Annotated in this window: 20 protein-coding genes; 14 read left to right on the forward strand and 6 right to left on the reverse strand. The window is 37.3% G+C overall.

What is annotated here, in order from left to right:
• Positions 1-226: 226 nt before the first annotated feature.
• The 9 genes from PALPR_RS04465 to PALPR_RS04500 all read left to right on the forward strand — a co-directional run bounded on the left by PALPR_RS04465 (position 227) and on the right by PALPR_RS04500 (position 7,065).
• Positions 227-964 (forward strand): carbon-nitrogen hydrolase family protein, encoded by a 738-nt coding sequence (locus tag PALPR_RS04465; RefSeq protein WP_013444422.1) that lies wholly within the window; start codon positions 227-229, stop codon positions 962-964.
• Positions 965-1,085: 121 nt separating this feature from the next.
• Positions 1,086-1,802, forward strand: a complete 717-nt coding sequence (locus PALPR_RS04470; protein WP_013444423.1) for an SDR family NAD(P)-dependent oxidoreductase — start codon at positions 1,086-1,088, stop codon at positions 1,800-1,802.
• On the forward strand, positions 1,802-1,942 hold the full coding sequence (locus tag PALPR_RS15895) for a hypothetical protein (protein ID WP_013444424.1): 141 nt from the start codon (positions 1,802-1,804) through the stop codon (positions 1,940-1,942). Before PALPR_RS04470 ends, PALPR_RS15895 begins: the two co-directional genes overlap by 1 nt.
• Before the next feature lie 6 nt (positions 1,943-1,948).
• Positions 1,949-2,368: a DUF3830 family protein gene (locus tag PALPR_RS04475; RefSeq protein ID WP_013444425.1), complete on the forward strand. Its 420-nt coding sequence runs from the start codon at positions 1,949-1,951 to the stop codon at positions 2,366-2,368.
• Positions 2,369-2,552: 184 nt separating this feature from the next.
• A complete protein-coding gene (locus PALPR_RS04480; protein WP_013444426.1) occupies positions 2,553-2,903 on the forward strand; it encodes a hypothetical protein in 351 nt (116 codons plus the stop codon).
• A 20-nt stretch (positions 2,904-2,923) separates the two neighbouring features.
• Positions 2,924-3,421, forward strand: coding sequence for a GNAT family N-acetyltransferase (locus PALPR_RS04485; RefSeq protein ID WP_013444427.1), 498 nt, complete (start codon positions 2,924-2,926; stop codon positions 3,419-3,421).
• A 482-nt stretch (positions 3,422-3,903) separates the two neighbouring features.
• Positions 3,904-4,539, forward strand: coding sequence for a CatB-related O-acetyltransferase (locus PALPR_RS04490; RefSeq protein ID WP_013444428.1), 636 nt, complete (start codon positions 3,904-3,906; stop codon positions 4,537-4,539).
• 301 nt (positions 4,540-4,840) lie between these two features.
• Positions 4,841-5,575 (forward strand): hypothetical protein, encoded by a 735-nt coding sequence (locus PALPR_RS04495; protein WP_013444429.1) that lies wholly within the window; start codon positions 4,841-4,843, stop codon positions 5,573-5,575.
• A gap of 41 nt (positions 5,576-5,616) precedes the next feature.
• Positions 5,617-7,065 carry a family 43 glycosylhydrolase gene (locus tag PALPR_RS04500; RefSeq protein WP_013444430.1) on the forward strand — a complete coding sequence of 483 codons (1,449 nt, stop codon included), beginning with the start codon at positions 5,617-5,619 and terminating at the stop codon, positions 7,063-7,065.
• Between the two features lie 575 nt (positions 7,066-7,640).
• On the opposite strand, the gene PALPR_RS04505 is transcribed toward PALPR_RS04500, so the two are convergent.
• The 3 genes from PALPR_RS04505 to PALPR_RS04515 all read right to left on the reverse strand — a co-directional run bounded on the left by PALPR_RS04505 (position 7,641) and on the right by PALPR_RS04515 (position 12,692).
• Positions 7,641-9,398, reverse strand: coding sequence for an oxaloacetate decarboxylase (locus tag PALPR_RS04505; protein WP_013444431.1), 1,758 nt, complete (start codon positions 9,396-9,398; stop codon positions 7,641-7,643).
• Between the two features lie 393 nt (positions 9,399-9,791).
• Entirely contained in the window at positions 9,792-11,474 is a 1,683-nt protein-coding gene (locus PALPR_RS04510; protein WP_041620230.1) for an alpha-amylase family protein, read from the reverse strand.
• A 33-nt stretch (positions 11,475-11,507) separates the two neighbouring features.
• Positions 11,508-12,692, reverse strand: a complete 1,185-nt coding sequence (locus PALPR_RS04515; RefSeq protein WP_041620232.1) for a hypothetical protein — start codon at positions 12,690-12,692, stop codon at positions 11,508-11,510.
• Positions 12,693-12,807: 115 nt separating this feature from the next.
• On the opposite strand from PALPR_RS04515, the gene tpx reads away from it, so the two are divergent.
• On the forward strand, positions 12,808-13,299 hold the full coding sequence (tpx, locus tag PALPR_RS04520; protein WP_013444434.1) for a thiol peroxidase: 492 nt from the start codon (positions 12,808-12,810) through the stop codon (positions 13,297-13,299).
• A 112-nt stretch (positions 13,300-13,411) separates the two neighbouring features.
• Here the strand turns inward: tpx and PALPR_RS04525 are convergent, their stop codons facing one another.
• The gene (locus PALPR_RS04525; RefSeq protein WP_013444435.1) at positions 13,412-13,960 is read right to left on the reverse strand and encodes a 3'-5' exonuclease; all 549 of its coding nucleotides are present in this window, start codon (positions 13,958-13,960) and stop codon (positions 13,412-13,414) included.
• Positions 13,961-14,216: 256 nt separating this feature from the next.
• Between PALPR_RS04525 and PALPR_RS04530 the strand changes: the two genes are divergently transcribed.
• From PALPR_RS04530 to PALPR_RS04545, 4 genes are all read left to right on the forward strand, one after another.
• Positions 14,217-15,335 carry an NAD(P)H-dependent flavin oxidoreductase gene (locus PALPR_RS04530; RefSeq protein ID WP_041620673.1) on the forward strand — a complete coding sequence of 373 codons (1,119 nt, stop codon included), beginning with the start codon at positions 14,217-14,219 and terminating at the stop codon, positions 15,333-15,335.
• Positions 15,336-15,492: 157 nt separating this feature from the next.
• Positions 15,493-16,140 (forward strand): carbohydrate-binding family 9-like protein, encoded by a 648-nt coding sequence (locus PALPR_RS04535; protein ID WP_013444437.1) that lies wholly within the window; start codon positions 15,493-15,495, stop codon positions 16,138-16,140.
• 200 nt (positions 16,141-16,340) lie between these two features.
• Positions 16,341-16,913, forward strand: a complete 573-nt coding sequence (locus PALPR_RS04540; protein WP_013444438.1) for a YceI family protein — start codon at positions 16,341-16,343, stop codon at positions 16,911-16,913.
• A gap of 183 nt (positions 16,914-17,096) precedes the next feature.
• Positions 17,097-18,095: an aldose 1-epimerase gene (locus PALPR_RS04545; RefSeq protein WP_013444439.1), complete on the forward strand. Its 999-nt coding sequence runs from the start codon at positions 17,097-17,099 to the stop codon at positions 18,093-18,095.
• Between the two features lie 72 nt (positions 18,096-18,167).
• Here PALPR_RS04545 and PALPR_RS04550 read toward each other — a convergent pair whose 3' ends face one another.
• Both PALPR_RS04550 and PALPR_RS04555 read right to left on the reverse strand, forming a co-directional pair.
• Positions 18,168-18,617 carry a cold-shock protein gene (locus PALPR_RS04550; RefSeq protein WP_013444440.1) on the reverse strand — a complete coding sequence of 150 codons (450 nt, stop codon included), beginning with the start codon at positions 18,615-18,617 and terminating at the stop codon, positions 18,168-18,170.
• Between the two features lie 270 nt (positions 18,618-18,887).
• Complete coding sequence (locus tag PALPR_RS04555) at positions 18,888-20,213, reverse strand: DEAD/DEAH box helicase (RefSeq protein WP_041620676.1); 1,326 nt, start codon at positions 20,211-20,213, stop codon at positions 18,888-18,890.
• Between the last annotated feature and the right edge of the window lie 6 nt (positions 20,214-20,219).

Raw genomic sequence — 20,219 nt, forward strand, 5'->3', positions numbered from 1 at the left:
AACAGACAATTATATTTAATAAATTTTTATATATACAGAATACTTCTTTTCCAGATTCAAAAAGACATTACGAAATTCTAGATGGCTTGCGTGGTGTAGCCCCTCCGCTGCCGCAGTTCTGTGAACCGTGACAATACAGAAAAAGATAATGAATGGCGTTGGTATGGAGATCTGAGCGAGGGAGAGAAAGAAAAAAGTATAACTGGAAATTTAAATAGAAAATAAAATGAGAATAGCTATAGCCCAAATAGAGGTAATAAAAGGTAATATTGAGAAAAATCTGGAAAATCATTTAAAATGGATAAAAGAGGCTATTCAGAATAAAGCTGATATGGTGGTTTTTCCTGAGTTGTCAGTGACCGGTTACGAACCCGATTTAGCAGCGGGTCTTGCAACCAATCAGGATGACACAAGATTAGATGAGATGCAGAGTTTAAGTGATAAAAATGGAATCACGATTGGAGTTGGATTGCCAACAAAAGACGAGAGTGATACATTTGTAAGCATGATTATTTTTCAACCTCATAAGGAGCGAATAACCTATTCAAAACAGTATTTATATCCACCGGAAGAACCGTTTTTTAAAGCTGGCAAAAATCCACTTGTTTTAAAATTTGAAACAGAAGTAGTATCTCCTGCAATTTGCTATGAAACGTCTAATAAAGCACATTGCGAGTTTGCAAAACGGAATAAAGCAACAATTTATGTCGCAAGTGTACTAAGTTCTATTAACGGAATTAATGCTGAACTAAAAAAATTATCTGACATCGCTAAAACTAATAATTTGATAACATTTATGGCAAATTATGTTGGAAAATCAGGTGGATACGAATGTGCAGGAAGATCATCGGTTTGGAATGAGAAAGGAAAATTAATCGGGCAACTTGGAGACAAAGAAGAAGGTTTACTTATTTTCGATACAAAATCCAAAGAAATATTAACTGCTGCTGGTGCGGTTCTTTGAACCGTGTCAATACAGAAAAAGATAAGAAGCTTTCTTTTTGAATAACGGAGGTCGGAGATCTGAGCGAGTGAGGAAACCGGTTTTGTTAGTAGTTATTGTAAAAAGAAAACAGACAGTAAGAATGAAAAACGCAATTATCATTGGAGCTACTTCCGGAATAGGGAAAGAACTCGCAAAATTACTTGTTAGTAACGGATACAATGTCGGAATAACCGGCAGACGAACTGAACTACTTGAAAGTTTGAAATCGGAAAATCCCCACTCATATTTCATAAAAACTTTTGACGTAAAAGACACAAAAGTGGCAAAAGAAAAATTGGAAGAACTAACTTATGAACTTGGTGGACTTGATTTACTTATTTTAAGTTCAGGTACGGGAGACATTAACGATACATTAGACTTTGAAATTGAAATTCGTACAATTGAAACAAATGTAGTTGGGTGGACTTTTATTTCGGACTGGGCTTTCAGATACTTTGAAAAACAAAAATATGGACATTTGACGGCCATAAGCTCCATCGCCGGACTGCGTGGAAACCGACGATCCACGTCATATAATGCCACAAAAGCGTATCAAATAAATTATTTGGAAGGCTTAAGACAAAAAGCAACTAAACTCAAAGAACAAATCTTTATTACAGACATCCGCCCGGGACTTGTTAATACGGAAATGGCAAAAGGCGAAGGATTATTCTGGGTGATGCCTGTAGAAAAGGCCGCTCAACAAATTTATAAGGCCATCGAAAAGAAAAAGAAAATTGCGTACGTAACAAAACGTTGGAGATGGATAGCTGGAATTATAAAACGAATGCCAAGACAGTTTTATGACAAGATGTGATGAAAAGAAAACAATTAACCTGGCGCAGTGCTGTGAACCGTGAAGATACAGAAAAAGATAAAAAACCTTCTTTTCAATATAGTACTGGCACAGAAACATGCGACAACATAGAAATAGATAATAACGAATTAAACAAATAAGGAAATATGACTGGATTTAAAATTATCACCGAAGACAAACAAGAAATCAGGTTTAATTTCTATGTAGACACGGCTCCAACAACCTCAAAAGCCTTTATTGAAATTCTACCATTTACAAGAATGTTTTATCATGCAAGAGTTTCCGGTCAGGAAATATGGATTGACGATGTACCGCCATTAGACATAATTCAAGAAAATGCTTCTGTGTTCACAGAGCCTGGTGAAGTTGTATTCGGACCTATGAAACCAATCAGATCAAAGACATCCAATTGCTTTGGCATATACTACGGAAATGGAAAAGGATTGGATGCTTGTAATATTTTCGCAAAAGTGTTTGACGCAGATAAGCAGAAATTAATTGACTTAGGAAATAATATTTGGAAAAATGGTTCTCAGGAATTGACAATCACTTTTCTCGATTCATAAATATACCTCCGCTCCCGCGCGATTGTATCGCGTGGTTAGATAGGAATGAAAAACAACAAAGAATGAGTAGTAACCCGACACACAATGAAATAATTCGACAGCATAGAAGAACAAAAAACGAGTAACTTTTGATATAAATCTTTCATAATTATCTCAATGTAAAACCAATTAAAATGAAATTAAAATGAAAAAGTTTATTTTTATCAAGCCGCTTTTGATCGTAGTCTTAGTTGCACTTCTAAGTTCTAACTGTAAGCAAGATGACACTTTTACCGGAAAGTTAGAAGTCACTTTTGTAAATCATCCATCTGATTTAAGGGTAAATATATTATCTCTGGATAATAACAATGTAGCCATTTATTACGGCTTAACACCTGATGGCAATGGAGTTATTACAAAGGAATTAAATTACGGAAATTATATTGTAGCTCCAAGCTCTCTATCAACTTATTACGGCAACTCCGGATTTCAGATACAAGTTGGGAAAACAACGAAAGTATTCTATGATCAGGGCAATGGTTCTCATGTAAATTGATTAATAGTTGTAAATAAAAAATGGAAATAACTTTTAGAACGATGACGGCAAACGATTGGAAAAGTGTTGCCGAGATTTACAAACAAGGAATTGAAACAGGTAATGCTACTTTTCAACAGGAGATACCAACCTGGAACGACTGGGATAATGGACACATAAAATCGTGTAGAATTGTGGCTTGTATAGAAAATGAAATAGTAGGATGGGCTGCGTTATCTTCCGTCTCGGCCCGAAAGGTTTATGCCGGAATTGCAGAAGTGAGCATCTACGTTGCGAATAAATATCGAGGCCATGGAATCGGTTATAAACTCCTTGAAAAGACCATTGCGGAGAGTGAAAACGAGAATTTCTGGACATTGCAGGTTGGGATATTTCCAGAGAATCAGGCAAGTCTACATATTCACAAAAAACTCAATTTCAGAGAAATTGGCTACCGGGAAAGAATAGGAAAAATGAATGGAACTTGGCGAAATACAGTATTGCTAGAACGAAGAAGTAAGATCGTTGGGATTGACTGAAACTATGGTTTGAAATCATAAGCCGAAAGTTTTATACCGGTTCCGCTCGAAGCTGTGAACCATTCAATACAGAAGAGATAAAAACTTTCATTTTGAAAGCACAGCTTGCAAGCCAAAAAAGAAACAACTAATTTAACGTGAGTTCGAGATAAGCGAATTCAGAATGGAGCATATTCAAATCTTTTAGATAACAAATAAGGTTTTGTTTGGTAGCGATAGTTGATTCTACTAAGGTTTGATCTTATTTTCTCAATATTTTACCTTAGTAGAGAATGAGAAAATAAAATTTAAAACCTTATTCCTTTGTTTTTAATGACATAGCGACTAAACATATAGATTCTTATATCCAACTCACGGGAATTTAAGTGACCTAAGTCTTTTTCTATCATGATTTCTATGTGTTCTTTTGTGATAAATATATCATTAAATATTAGCAACTACTTATTTTCAATTACTTAGAAGCGCAAAATATAAAAAAGACAATGACAGGACCAGACAAAGAAAAAGACTTTCCACTTGAGAACTATAACAAGCTCTGCTTTCTGAAAAATATCGTCAAAAATCCTAACATAATTGTGGGTGACTATACTTATTACGACGATTTTGAAAATGTGGAGAACTTTGAGAAAAATGTAAAATATCATTTTGACTTTATCGGTGACAAGCTTATTATTGGCAAGTTTTGCATGATAGCTTCCGACGTGAAATTCATTATGAATGGAGCAAATCATTTGACAAACTCATTGACATCATATCCATTTGCAATTTTCGGAAACGGCTGGGAAAATGCAATGAATGGAAAGCAATACCCTCAAAAAGGAGACATCATTATTGGCAATGATGTTTGGATAGGTTATAACGCAACCATTATGGCTGGCGTAACCGTTGGAGACGGAGCGATTATTGCAACAAATTCTACTGTAATTAAAGATGTTGAACCGTATTCAATCGTTGGAGGAAATCCGGCAGTTGAAATAAAAAAGAGATTCTCGTCTGAGGAAATTGAAAGATTACTCAAACTAAAATGGTGGGAATGGGATATAGAGAAAATAACAAAGAACATTCAGCATTTGACAGGCTCTAATATTGGCAAATTAGAAGAAGCCACAGACATATAAAAAACGAATCGACAAGACGCTTATGCCCCTGCCCCGCTGCTGTATGAGCTCCGTGAACCGTATCAATAAAGAAAAACTACCCTAAAAGTACAGAAACCTTCTTGAGAAATCTTTATTATTAAAGTAAAATATCAGATGTAGGTAATAGTATTAGTCATTTAATTAAAGAATTATATTCAAACGAAATTATTTTGTGACAATATTTATCATTCTATTAGCTAAAAATGATATTTTTTTGTACTTTTGCGAGAAGTAAACTTATTTCTAAAAACAACAATCGTAAACACTGTAAAGATTTACTATGAACATTAAACACAAAACTTTATTAGTGGCGGTAGCTGCTGCTATTTTGGTTGGAATGGGATCGCAAAGCTGTTCCGTTGCATCGAAAAGCAACCTTAGCTACGTCGCCAAACGCGATACAACACGCAGTATCGCACCGTACTTCACTCCGGGAACTATCAAAAAGAAAACACCGGATGCTAAGGGATTTATTCAACGTTGGTTACTATTGGAACCAATTAATAAACCCAACCGAGGAAACACTGTCTTTACTGACAGCTATCTAAGAACCGCATTTGCAACCGAGTATTTCCCTAACCAATTTACGATCCTTCCAAAGGATGGAGAAAAAGTAAAAGCCGGAACTCAGGAACTCACATGGCATGCATTAGAAAGCACAAATTACAATGTAAAACTATTTCGTTTCGCTTACGAAACCAGAAAGCAGTATTATGGTGTAATCTTTTGGGCTGTAACCGTGGTTAACTGTCCCGAAGAAATGAAAAATGTAAGAATGGCAGTAGGATCCAATTCAGCATCTATGTGGTGGCTGAACGGCAAGGAAGCACTGCTGCTTTCAGGAGACAGACGCATGGTAGCGGATGATTGTGTATCACCTCGTCTGACGCTTAACAAAGGAAAGAATATCGTTCGGGGAGTAATTATTAATGGTCCCGGAATGAGTGATTTTTGTCTTCGCTTTCTTGATGAAAAAGGAGAGCCGATTAAAAATCTCACCATTAGTTATGAATAAAATTAGTTAGTTATCCTTTTTAAGATCTCAATTGTACAATAATGAAAAAAATTAAAATAGTGGGCGCAACTGCCCTATTATCAGTATTACTAACCGGAAGTGCTGTAGCACAAATCGGAAAGCCATTCATACACGATCCATCAACCATAGTGGAGTGTGATGGAAAATATTACACATTCGGCACAGGCGGAGGCGGATTGATATCCGAAGACGGTTGGACATGGAACAGTGGTGCCGTAAGACCCGGTGGAGGTGCTGCTCCCGATGCAATAAAAATTGGTGACCGCTACCTTGTAGTTTATGGCTCTACCGGTGGTGGTTTAGGTGGTGGACACGATGGTAAATTAAATACCATGTGGAACAAAACCTTAGATCCAAAATCTCCTGACTTTAAATTTACAGAGTCTGTGGTAGTAGCTTCTTCAGCAAACATGGAAGACTGCGATGCTATTGATCCGGGACTTCTGCTAGACCCAACTGATGGACGCTTATGGATGTCTTATGGAACTTACTTTGGTTTTATTCGCCTTGTAGAGCTCGATCCTAAAACAGGAAAACGAGTTGAAGGCAACAAAGAAATTAATATTGCTATTGATTGTGAAGCTTCCGATTTAATGTATCGCGATGGATGGTACTACCTTCTGGGTACTCACGGAACCTGTTGCGATGGTGCTAACTCAACTTACAACATTGTTGTGGGTCGTTCCAGAAAAGTAACAGGTCCTTACATCGATAATATGGGAAGAGACATGCTCGAAGGCGGTGGTAAAATGGTAGTGGCTGCAGGTGGTAGAGTTACCGGACCCGGACACTTCGGACGTTTTATAGTTGCCGATGGAGTTGAAAAGATGTCTTGTCATTATGAAGCTGACCTTGATCAAAGTGGACGCAGTGTATTGGCTATTCGCCCTTTACTCTGGAAAAACGGATGGCCTGTTGCAGGTGACAATTTCAAAGAAGGAACTTATGAAATTGAATCAGAAAGAAGAGGTTATGCATTGGAACTAGTTGTTGACTTTGTAAGAATGGCTGGTGGCATGCGTGGGTTCGGACGTAATACCGATGAACCAATAAAACCTGTTGCTTCTCAAGAATTGGCTGATGTAATCAAAACATGGCCAACAGGAAATACCGGTGTAAGAATTGGAGATTATATGTTCCGCCCTCATCAAAAATGGACAATTACTGCAGTTCCCGAAGCTGGAGGTTATATCGGAGGTCCTTATTACAAAATAGTGATCGCCGGTACAGAAAGAGCTTTAGCTGCTACAGCCGATGCTGAAGTGATAACTGTTCCTACATTTACAGGCGCTCCTGAGCAATTGTGGAGAATCGATCAATTGACTGATGGTACATACAGAATAATGCCTAAAGTAGTTCCAAATTCGAACGAAAAGTTAGCGCTGGTATCTTCGGGTGACAGCACACCTACACTTGCACCATTCAATATGAATAGCGATAATTCTAAATGGAATTTTAAAGCTCATTAATTACCATAACACTTTAATGAAAAAGGACACAGGTTTAATTATCTGTGTCTTTTTTTATATTATTGTCCGGTAAAAAATAGATTCTTATACTGTCGCCCTACAGGGCTGAAACAGATTATGCTACTGACTGACTACCATACTATCGCTACGATACAGTTTATCAAAAAGCCCCGTTGAGACGGTAATAGAATAAACTTATATAAAGCTGTATTCAGAAGTTTGTATTAATAGTTTATCAGACACCACTATTTTTTTATTTAACGTGAGTTCGAGATAAGCGAATTCAGAATGGAGCATATTCAAATCATTTAGACGACAAATAAGGTTTTGTTTGGTAGCGATAGTTGATTCTACTAAGGTTTGACCTTATTTTTCTCAATATTTCACCTTAGTAGAAAATAGAAAAAAATAAAATTTAAAACCTTATTCCTTTGTTTTTAATGACATAGCGACTAAATATCTAGATTCTTATATCGAACTCACGTTAATTAGTTCATCCTGAAATAGAGACGCAAAAAAAAGAGACATTGCTCAATGCAATGTCTCTTTTTTATAAACTATTTAAAGCGAAATAATTATTTCTTTTCGATATACGCCAGAACTTCGCCTTTACGTACAACTTCACCTTGTTTCTTTTCGATACCGACAATACGGCCATCGCAGAAGCTACCAATGTGTTCCAGTCCGTAGTTTGTCTGTATAGTACACAAAGTATCGAATTCTTTGATTTCCTTACCGTGAACTGGCTCTACTGAAACTTCATTAAAATCAAGCTCCCAGATAACACGTCCTGTTGCATTAGAAACCACAGGCTCAGCATTTGGATATTTCAATGCGCGTAAATCAGGTAATTCGATGGTGCTGGTTGCATATTTTTCTTTGATAGCAGCCTCAAGCTCTTTTTCAAAACGTTTCTTTGCTTCACCCGATTTGAAATCGCGATATTGCTTTTCGTGCATAGCAAATTCAAACAATTCTTCATCGTCTTTTCCTCTATCCCAGCCAAGTTCTTTCATCTCTGCGATAAATTTATCCAATTCGTTTGGATAGTTATCCTGAGGATTTCCTTCGAAGAATTCAAGTTTATTCTTTTCAGCCAATGCAATAATTTCCGGATCAAGTGTTCCCGGAAGTTTTCCGGCTTTACCCAGAATCATATCCCAGCTGTTTTTATCAATCATGCTCCAACGTGGTTGACCTTTAACCAGGAACATAACATTCATCAAAGCTATATTTTTTACATACTGGCTGAATGGAGTTACCAAGGGTGGATTACCCAGCTTAGGCCAGATATATTTCACTTCGTCAAACAACATCACCAACAACTCATCGGTACTAAGTTCTTTTTTGTTTGCACCTTTCAGGTATGAGTTAATTCCTGCGTGTACACCTTTCAAGTCGGCCATAAGAGAACCCATCATACCGCCCGGAAGTCCACAACCTATAAGCAATGAAGTCATGAATTTATTACGTTCGTCAATAAAGTAACCCAAGAAATCATCAATGAAACTTTGAGTCAACCGACGAGCTTCCATATAGGCATTCATATTGATTTCAGGAACTTTAAATCCTGCATCTTTCAACATAGCCTGAATGGTAATCACATCAGGGTGAACCATACCCCATGCAAGAGGTTCCATGGCAACATCAAGATAATCAACACCGGCTTTAGCAACTTCAAGCATTGAAGCAACTGAAAAACCAGGTCCAGTATGACCATGATATTGAATGATTGTTTCAGGGTGAGCTGTTTTGATTGCTTTTACGATTTTTCCCAACATTTCAGGACGACCAATACCGGCCATATCCTTCAAACAAATTTCATCAGCTCCTGCAGCAATCAGTTGCTCCGACATATTCACGTAGTACTCAACCGTGTGAATTTCAGAATAAGTGATACACATGGTAGCCTGAGCAATCATACCGGCTGCTTTGGCATAATGTATAGATGGAATTATATTACGAACATCATTCAGACCGCAGAAGATACGTGTAATGTCAACACCCTGAGCTTTCTTTACTTTGTACATCAGCTCGCGAACATCAGCAGGAACCGGATTCATACGTAAACCGTTTAATCCACGATCGAGCATATGAGTTTGAATACCGGCATCATTAAATGGTTTAGTGAACGTACGAACTGCCTCATTCGGATTTTCTCCGTAAAGCAAGTTCACTTGTTCAGATGCTCCACCATTGGTTTCAACACGTGCAAAACAGCCCATTTCGATAATTACGGGAGCAATTTTTGCTAATTGGTCTTTACGGGGCACATATTTGCCCGACGCTTGCCACATATCGCGGTAAACAAGACTGAATTTAATTTCCTTCATTTTGTATGTAAAATTGATTATTTGATTCCAATAGAAATAAGAACAAAAAGTTGTCACTTTCAAAACAACAAACAATTCATTACCATTGTTTTAAATGAAAAATTTATTTTTTTCTAATCGAGTATAAATATCCGACTTTTTTTTCAAACAGCAAAGAAATTAAAGAAATAATTCTCTAATTATTTCTGTTCGATTTTTTGTCGGAATTTCAATTTAAAAGCTATTGGAATGTTTAAGTAACGAAATCAAAATGAACAGATTGAAATGTACAAACCACTAAACTAAACACAGCCTTTTAAAATCAATTTAAAAGTTTGCAATAAAGTCCAAAAACAAGAAACTCTGCAATATCGCATGAACGAAATTGCAGAGTTTTATAACAATGTGTTATAACTAAGCTTTTGTCAATCTCAAAATAAAGCCTTTCCATGCAGGCATATGAATTACCAAAGGATTTTTAGACGATAATGTAAACAACGGAAATTTATCCGAATCATTCAATAAGTTGACAATTCTATAAGTCTGACCTTCTTCCAAACCAAGGTATTGAAAAGCTTCAAACGGGAAAAACACTTCAGTATCCAGCGGCTTATCGTCGAAATTGAGCACTACAAGCAACAGTTCATCTTCATACTTCCGAAAATAAGCAAATTGCTCATGTGTATTGAATTTATTGTTTTCAAAATTGGCAAACACCAAATCATACATCGATCCATCGGTTATCGCTTTCTCCGAGATGGCTATATTCAGCAGTTTTTTGTAGAATTCTTGCAGTTCTTTTTGATCTTGCGACAATTTTCCTCCATCAAATTTACCTCCATTAGACCACGCCTGAATAGATTTCAGCCCCCAATAATCGAAAATAGAGGTACGACCATCCATGCCACTGAAGCCTTCAGATTCCATACCTTGTTCGCCCAACTCCTGCCCGAAATAAATCATAACCGGAGCCTGAGTCAAAGTAGCTGCAACGATCATAGCCGGCTGAGCATACATTCCGTTACCCGAGAAAAATCCGGAACCAATGCGTTGTTCATCATGGTTTTCCAGAAAATTAAGCATTTGGTTTTCTATGCCACCCAAGGCTTGCCAGGTATTAGTAATCTCTCGAACAGGGAAATTACGACTTGTCACATTACGAAGCATGTCGTACATACCGACTTTGTCATACAGGTAATCAAATTTTCCGTTGCAGATATAGTTTCGGTATTCAGCAGGATTATACACCTCTGCGATGAAAAGAATGCCGGGATATTGTTGCTTAATCTGCGAAATGACCCAACCCCAGAACTCTACCGGAACCATTTCCGCCATATCGCACCGAAATCCATCTATCTTCTTTGATGCCCAAAAAAGAAGTATGTCGCGCATCTTAAACCATGTATCAGGTATAGGATCAAATTGTTTCTGATTTCCTTCAACATAATTCACACCGTAGTTCAACTTTACTGTTTCATACCAATCATTCAGCGTCGGGCTCGCAGTAAACTGATCATTTCCTGTAGCTTTTGCCGGATATTCTGTATAACCCTGCACCTGAAATGTTGGACTAAATGGCTGATTAGGCAAGTAATAAAAGTTGTTCAAAGGAGAAAATGCCCACTCAGGATGATCATTTTCGCCCAAATCAACCACTTCTTTCGGTTTAGCGTCGGAATAGTATTGCCGGGCTACATGATTTGGGACGAAATCAATTATCACTTTCATTCCGGCTTCGTGGGTTCTGTCAACCAGTGCCTCGAATTCAGCCATTCTCGTTTCAACATTCTCGGCTAAATCAGGATCTACGTCGTAGTAATCTTTTATGGCATAGGCCGATCCGGCCTTACCCTTTACAATTCCCGGATGATCTTTTCGTATTCCAAATGAAGAATAATCGGTTTGTGTGGCATGCTCAATAACCCCTGTGTACCACACATGAGTAATCCCGAGAGACTTGATTGATGCTAATGCCCCGGGAGTAAATGAATTGAATTTTCCGCAACCGTTTTCCTGTATTGTTCCGTTTTGTTTGTTTGTTGTTTTTTCGTTGCCAAATAGGCGAGGAAGCACTTGATATATGCTGATTTTAGACATGAATTTATATTTAATGAAAATCAATAATTTCGCTTATTGATTGTATATTTTATTTTGATTAAACCCTGAAACAGGTTCTACGCCGGTTACTATCTGAATCTCTTGTTTTACTTTAGAATTTACTGCCGCACTTGTCTTTTGCGATATCAGCAAATTATCAATCCACACTGTTCCTCTGGGCGGAACCATAAACCCAAACTGGCCTATATTACTACTTGCAAAAATTTCTGACTGATAACAATATACGTTATTTATGAAATAATAAAGCATAGTGCCAATCCTAAAAATCTTCATTTTGTTGACGCCGCCAGAAGTGATACTCGATTTAGTCAACTCCGTATAAAAACTATACCATGAACGATTTCCCAAAAACATTTTTTGATTATTATTGATAGTAAAATACTCGGTAGAGTCCACTGTCGTTGGAATTGCACCAAAAACCATTCCATATTGATTGGAGGTCGACCCGGTAGGATATTGAAGGGTAAATTCAAATGCAAAATCAGAAGAAATGCTTATGGGACTGACAAGTTTTGCAAATACCATGTATGTTTGGTCAATTTTTGACTGAAAGCGCAGACGTCCATTGTCCAATGTAATACTATACTGACTTTTATCACCAATAGACCATATAGCCTGAGATTCACTGTCAAAATTTCGTTGAATCAGTGGCTTGAAACCAAGTGTATCAACTGCTAGTGTATTAGACGCAAAAGCAGGTGCTGACGTACCTTCATTAAACAATTCATCAATATAATATTTCCTGCGTTCGCCTCTGTAATTTATATTCCATGAACGGTTATTTACTTTTTCTCCTCCACACATCATTGATTTCCAATCGCCGTTTTCGAGCGTTGTGTTTAAATGCTTACGTCCTAACAATGCATGCCCGAGCTCATGAAAAAGTAAATCTTCTTTCATCATGTCAGCACCGGCTGTTTTTGAGATAGCATCCCAATATGTTTTGTCAATTTCAATCCGAACAGGTGTTTCATAATGTGTGAGACCAGCCGCACTATCCTTTAATGTTCCAAATTCAATAATCAAACCATCTTGCTCTGGATTCAACGATCGTCCACGGGCGGCAGCTTCGTTTTCGAATCGTTTGAGATAGTCCGAAAAAGTACTGTCGACTTTATATTCGTGCGATTTGCTACAGGCGGAAACAAACAAAACGAAGAAAATAGTACAAACGGAATTAAGTGTTATATTTTTCATGTTCTTGCTTTTTTTTGAAATAATCTGGGGCAAATATAAACAAAAAACCACTTACCGATGTTATTTAGATATTAACAGACATATTTTTAAACTAAAATTATAAGATTCATTTATTATGGCAACAGTAAAATTTAAAGGCGGCGATGTACAAACCAACGGTCAATTACCTGCAGTTGGAAGTCAAGCACCGGAATTCACATTGGTAGGCAGTGGTTTACAGGAAATTCATTTGAGCGACTACAAAGGAAAAAGAGTTGTTCTCAATATTTTCCCGAGCCTCGACACAGGTACCTGCGCTGCTTCAGTTCGTAAGTTTAACAAGTGGGTTTCTGAGAAAGAAAATGTAGTGGTGATTTGTGTATCTAAAGATTTACCTTTTGCTCAAAGTCGTTTCTGTGGTGCCGAAGGATTGGAAAATGTAATTACAGCTTCTGATTTTAGATACAATACTTTTGCAACCGACTATGGTGTTTTGCTGACAGATGGTCCGCTTAAAGGTTTGATATCACGTTCTGTTGTGGCTATAGATGAAAACGGAAAGGTAATATATACTGAGCTTGTTCCGGAAATTGTAGATGAACCAAATTACGATATTACCGCTTTTTGATAAGATATTACTTGTTTGTAGACAAGTATTTTTGTGTGAATAAAGAAAATAGAGTTTTAATTTAACGATAACCTCTCTTTGCTGTGAAGCTCAGGGAGGTTTTTTTTATTTATCATAGTTTCTTTAACGACGCTCCCAACTTACTTAATCCATCCCTGACATTTAATGCATTTACACTATCAAAAGCTTTTAACGCAATTATGGCGCATGCTCTCGCATCATCGCCTGCCCGGTGATGATTAAAACTAATATTATGAAACTGACTCACCACCCCCAGCGAATGACTAGGTAAATGTTTCCACGTTTTACGCGATATACTAACACTACAGAAATACTCTGTCCGGGGAACTGCCAAATCATAATAAGCCAACACTGAACGCAACACACGCATATCGAAGGCTGCATTGTGCGCAACCAAATAATCGTTTTCAATCCAAAGCTTTAACTCACCCCAAAGCTCCTCAAAGGTAGATGCTGACGAAACATCAGCCGAGGAAATTCCATGAACACGCTGATTCCACGGATTCATATACGGAAAACAAGCCGGCTTTATTAACCATGACTGGCTTTTAGTTATTATCCCATTCTCAACCTTCGTAAGTCCTATCTCACACGGAAATTCAGCATGTGCCGTTTCAAAATCAATAGCCGTAAAATTCATTTGTTCAATATCTCTGTTTTTGCCCTCAAAGATATATCATTCGTCCATTATTTTTTGATTATATCTTGCTTTTTTACTCATTTTTCCTTCATTTACTCAATCCTTGCAAGCTTTTATATTCGCATTTTACTTATAATTATACCAAAACGGAAATTTAAACATGATTTCTGTTAAATACAAAACGGATAATGCACTTGAATCAATATGTATGCTCAATTATATGTATCTTTGCACAATAATCATCAAAATGTGCAAAATGAATAATTTAAAAATTGGAAATCTTACTGCTCGCATACCCATTATTCAGGGTGGAATGGGAGTTGGAATTTCCTTAAATGGATTAGCGTCTGCGGTTGCAAATGAAGGGGGAGTAGGCGTAATTTCTTGTGCGGGACTGGGGCTCATCTATCGCAATACAGCGAAAGACTATATGGAAGCCTGTATATGTGGGTTGAAAGAAGAAATTAAAAAAGCAAAAGAAAAAACTTCTGGTATTATTGGAGTAAACATCATGATGGCTTTGACCAATTTCAATGAAATGGTTAAGACAGCTATTGCAGAAAAAGCCGATGTAATATTTGCAGGAGCCGGTTTACCGCTGGATTTACCTAAATTCAGAACAGAAGGTTGCACCACCAAACTGGTTCCTATCGTTTCGTCGGCCAGAGCTGCAAAAATTATTTGCGAAAAGTGGAAAACGCTGTACGATTACCTGCCCGATTTAATAGTGGTCGAAGGACCAAAAGCAGGAGGTCATCTAGGATTTAAAAGCGAGCAGATCAGTGATCCTAATTTTTCGCTTGAAAAACTAATTCCTGAGGTAGTAAAAGAAGTGTCTTACTTCGAAGACAAATACAACCAGGAAATACCTGTAGTAGCTGCCGGCGGTATTTATACCGGAGAGGATATGTATAAATTTATGGAATTAGGAGCCAAAGGAGTTCAGATTGCCAGTCGATTTGTGACTACACATGAGTGCGACGCTGATGATAAGTTTAAACAATCTTATGTAAACGCAAAAGAAAACGACGTTGAAATTATTCAAAGTCCTGTGGGAATGCCGGGCCGTGCACTCAGCAATGTGTTTCTGGATAAAGTAAAGTTGGGGTTGACCCGACCAAAATCATGCCCATACGATTGTCTTCGTACATGCGATTACAAAAAAGTTCCATATTGCATAATTGTTGCACTTTACAATGCTTACAAAGGCAACTTAGACAAAGGATATGCTTTTGCAGGCAGCAACGCCTATTTAGCTCCAAGAATTTTCTCAGTGAAAGAAGTTGTTGACGATTTGAAAACAAACTTTGAAAAAGCTCATAAACAAGCAATTGAGAAATTAAAGAATAAGTTATCTTTTGATAAGCAAAAGTAATTTGTCAGGACAAAATTAAGCTTAGAGAAAAAGAGGTTGTAAATAAACAGCCTCTTTTTCTTTTAGATAGCATTAATTTAACTATTTATTATTATAGAAAAAAATCATTTTATCGAAATTATTGGGTAATATTGCAGAAAATTACAAATATACAAAAATGAAAAGCTTGGTTATTCGATTTACAGAAGCTTTGAATGATATAGATATCGAATCAGCGGGAGATATTCTTGATACATTTGGTGAAGCTTCTAACATAGAAATATTGAATTGGAAGGCTGAATATCCATACAGACCTATTACGTTATTTAATATTGCCAGATCTAGCGATAGTATTTTTATCAAATATTCGGTAAGGGGCAGTATGCTACGCGCCATATACTCCAACGATCAGGATCCTGTGAATGAGGATAGCTGTGTTGAGTTCTTTTGTCAGGTTCCGAATAGTGACAAATACATGAATTTTGAATTCAATTGTATCGGCACATGCAAAGCTTCCAAAAGGTTAGCAAGAAACTCGGATGTAACACCCTACAGCAAAGAAGAGCTATCAATGATAAAACGATATCCATCGTTAGGGCGGCGTGCTTTTAAAGAAATGGAAGGTATGTTTGAATGGGAACTGACGGTCAAAATTCCATTACGCATTATGGGTATCGACCCAAACAATTTGCCTGAAAAAATCAGAGGAAATTTCTATAAATGTGCTGATGGCACCGATTCTCCGCATTATGTAACATGGAATCCGGTACAAACTCCAAAGCCTGACTTTCATCGTCCGGAATTCTTCGGAGATCTTTATTTTTAGATTCTTATTCTAAAGCCTTTATTTACATCGTCGTATAGCTCATATTTGAGCTATACGACGATTTTTTATTCATATATATTTGTAACAAACACAAAATAACGTTTTTCAACAGAACAAAATAGACGATTGAGCGTTTTTTAAAGCATAATAAATAAACAAACTTAATCAACAAAAAACATTACTCAAAAAATAAAAAAATTATGAAGAAAATTGGTTTTTCAATAGTACTTATGCTATTTGCTGTTTCAGCCTTCTCTCAAACATGGGTTTCTGACGCATCTCATTCCAGACTAGGGTTTAATATATCGCATCTTATGATTTCGCACGTTACAGGGAACTTTAAACAATTTGAAGCTAAAGCATCTACTTCAAAAGCAGACTACAGCGACCTTAAAGTTGACTTGACTGCCCAGATTGCCAGTGTTAACACCGATCAGGAACAACGAGACAACCACCTTAAAGGTGAAGACTTTTTTGATGCTCAGAAATATCCAACCCTGACATTCAAAAGCACTGGACTAAAAAAAATAAAAGGAAATCAGTATAAACTGACAGGAAATCTAACCATGCACGGAGTAACTAAAAGCGTTGTGCTTGATGTAGTATTCGAAGGAAAAGTTACGAATCCAATGAATAAAAAAGAAATTGCAGTTTTTACAATAAAAGGAGTTGTAAAACGGTCTGATTTCGGTATTGGTAACAAATATGCAGCTGCAGTGGTTGGCGACGAAGTTACCCTTGATGCAAGTGTAGAGTTTAGCCCCGCCAATTAATCAAAAATAAAGTACGAATACTTAAAGAAGGCGTATACATTTAATTGTATACGCCTTCTTTCATTTTGTATAAAAAACATTTACGTAAAAATGGAACAAGATGTCAGTGTTTCCGGTTCAATTGATTAAATTTGCAATAATTTAAAAATCCAAACAAACAACAATCTACATAATAGAAAAATAATGAAAATTGAAAAAATTTCGTGGCAGGGAATAGATGCCGTTTTACTGGAGACAAAGGTATATGAAGCCATAATTGTACCTTCGGTTGGAGCCAACTTAGTAAAACTATATAATAAAGAGTTGGATATAGATATACTACGTACACCAACCGCTGAAGAAATGGAAACATTCCTGAACAGACCACAAATTTTTGGAGTTCCTTTATTGTTTCCCCCAAATCGGATTGAAGATGGTAAATACACCTATGCAGGAACAGAATACCAATATCCTATTACCATACCTGCTCAAAATAACTATCACCACGGCATCATCAAATCTCAGCCGTTTACCATTACACGCACACGCATTTCGGACGATGCTGCAGAAGTTGAAGCGAGTTTCTTCTCAAATAAAGTTAACAATGATATTTTCCTTGATTTTCCGCATGACTTTGTGTGCAAAATGCGTTTTATACTCACAGACAATGAATTGACACACATAGTCACTTTCTGCAATAACAGTGCGAAGTCTATGCCGTTAGGTGTCGGTTACCATACTCCTATCCTACTCCCTTTTTCAAAAAACACTGATAAATCGGATTACAAACTTCGCCTTTCGGCAGGCAAACGCTGGGAATTATCTGAGAGAGGTCTGCCTACAGGCAATCTTTTAAATCTATCGGACGAAGAATCACTACTTCGGACAGAAGGCATGGCTGTTACCGGAAAACCTATCGAAATTGCTTTGACAGACGAAGCATTAATCGACAACGAAAAACCTTATCATGGAGCGATATTGACCAATACTAAAGATAATATAAGCGTTTATTATGAAGTTGATAGCCAATTTAAACATTGGACACTGTGGAATAATGGTGGTGAGGTAGACTGGGTTTGCCCTGAACCTCAGACATGGGCTATCAATGCTCCAAATCTGAACTTACCGAAAAACATCACCGGATTTCAGACCGTAGAATCTGGTAAAAGCTGGAGCGGCACTACCCGATTCTATGTGAAATGATAAAAAGTAATGGCTAGTCCCGTAAAACAATATAGGTTTACCGGACTAGCCATTATTCATTATTATCAGAAGTTATACTGTTTTCTTTACACGGACTGCATTCAATCCCTTTTTGCCTTGTTCAAGCTCAAAATCAACCAAATCACCTTCTTTTATTGCTTGTAAGCAGCTATTTACGTGAACAAAGAATTTTTCCTGAGTTCCGGTTTCTTTTATAAATCCAAAGCCTTTAGAATCGTCATAAAAATCTACACGTCCATTTCTGAACGGAGAAACAAACTCTTCTTCGCGTCTGGGCACACCAACCTCAATAGTTGAAGCATCAACCTTGAGTTTTTTAGTCGGATCCGGTGGCGTATCGGTCAATCTGCCAAATTCGTCGACATAAGCAATCATATTATCAAGTCCTCCTTCCGAAGGATTTAATCGTTGCTCTTCTTTACGCTCTTTTTTTTCTTTTCGCTTTTTTAAGCGTTTCTTTTCGTTTTCTTGTTTAATAAATGCATTTTGGGATTTTGCCATTCAATTATTTAGTTTTTATAATGTTGGAAGAGTTCTGGTTGAACTAAGAGAGATACTATTTCAGACAGGAGAAAGCTTTCTTAAGAACCAGTTTACTGCAAACTCAACTGGCGAGAAGGAGATTTATACATCTATCTTGAATGCAAAGATACAGAAAAAAATTGGGATATTCTTTTTAATTGATTTCGTGACAGTTAAATGACTAATTACCGATTATCACCTAATAGATAGCCTCACTAATTCACATCAATAACCAAGATAAATTAAGCACTACTCTGCAAGCTCAATCTTGGTTTTCATATTCTTGATTTTCTCATTGCCAGCCAATCTCAATACATCATTGACTTTGTCGATTTTAATTGCGACAAACGAATAATAATCCTTAACCTCCACCATACCTAACTCTTCTTTTGCCAACTGACCCTTTTTAAACATAAACCCAACGACATCCATTTTGCTGAGTTTGTCTTTCTTTCCTTTTCCAATGTATAGAGTTGCCCACTCGGGTTTTGGTGGCGCAGAAGCAATGAGTGGCAATGCAAAAGGTGTTGGTAAAGGCGTAATAAAACCCGGAAGATCTTCTGTGGCAGATAAAAGTACAAAAGCAGACCCTTCGGTACTCATGCGCGCCGTGCGCCCGTTACGGTGGATAAATTCATCATTGCGAACCGGAACATCGAAATGAATTACATTTCTGATTTCAGGAATATCCAATCCTCTCGAAGCTAAATCAGTTGAAATAAATGTAGTGCAACTTCCGTTACGAAACTTGGAAAGAGCCCTTTCGCGTTCTGGTTGCTCTAATTTTCCGTGGAAGAATTCGTTTTTCAGTTTACGGTTTGTCAAATAGGCACTTACTTTTTCTACCGTATCGCGCTGATTGCAAAACACCAACGATGAGTCATTTCCCAGGTAACACAACAAACGGTAAAGCAAATCCATTTTGTCGTTATTATTTCCTTTGATCGAAAAGATTTTCAACCCAGCCAAAACTCTGTCTTTCTCTGAAAAATCGAGCCGAATAGGATTTTGAATACCTGTGAAAGGTGGAATTGCAACAGCATCTGTTGCCGAAGTGAGTATCCGCTTGTTTAGTGCCGGTATTCGGCTAATAATTGCTTCCATCTGGTCTGTGAATCCCATTTCGAGCGATTTATCAAATTCATCAAGCACAAGCGTCCGGATAGCATCAATTTCGAAATTAGCGCGTTCAATATGATCCTGCAACCTACCGGGTGTTCCGATAAGCACTGCAGGAGGAAATGCCAGTTCCCGCTTCTCAGCATTCGACGGACGTCCTCCAAAACATATATTTACTTTATAACCTGTGCTCATACTTCGCCAAACTTGTTCAATTTGCTGAGCCAACTCACGCGTTGGTACCAGAACAAGAGCCTGAACTTTTTGTATATCCGGGTTAAGACTCAACAGCAAAGGTATGAGGTATGCAAGCGTTTTCCCAGAACCTGTTGGTGACAGCAGTATAACATCCTGATCCTTTTCATCAGCAGCTATAGTAGCCGCCTGCATAGCATTGAGCGATTCAATACCCATGCTTTTAAGGGTATTATCAATTTGGGCAATATTATTTCTCATATTGCA

It is taken from the genome of Paludibacter propionicigenes WB4, assembly GCF_000183135.1.
GTDB lineage: Bacteria > Bacteroidota > Bacteroidia > Bacteroidales > Paludibacteraceae > Paludibacter > Paludibacter propionicigenes.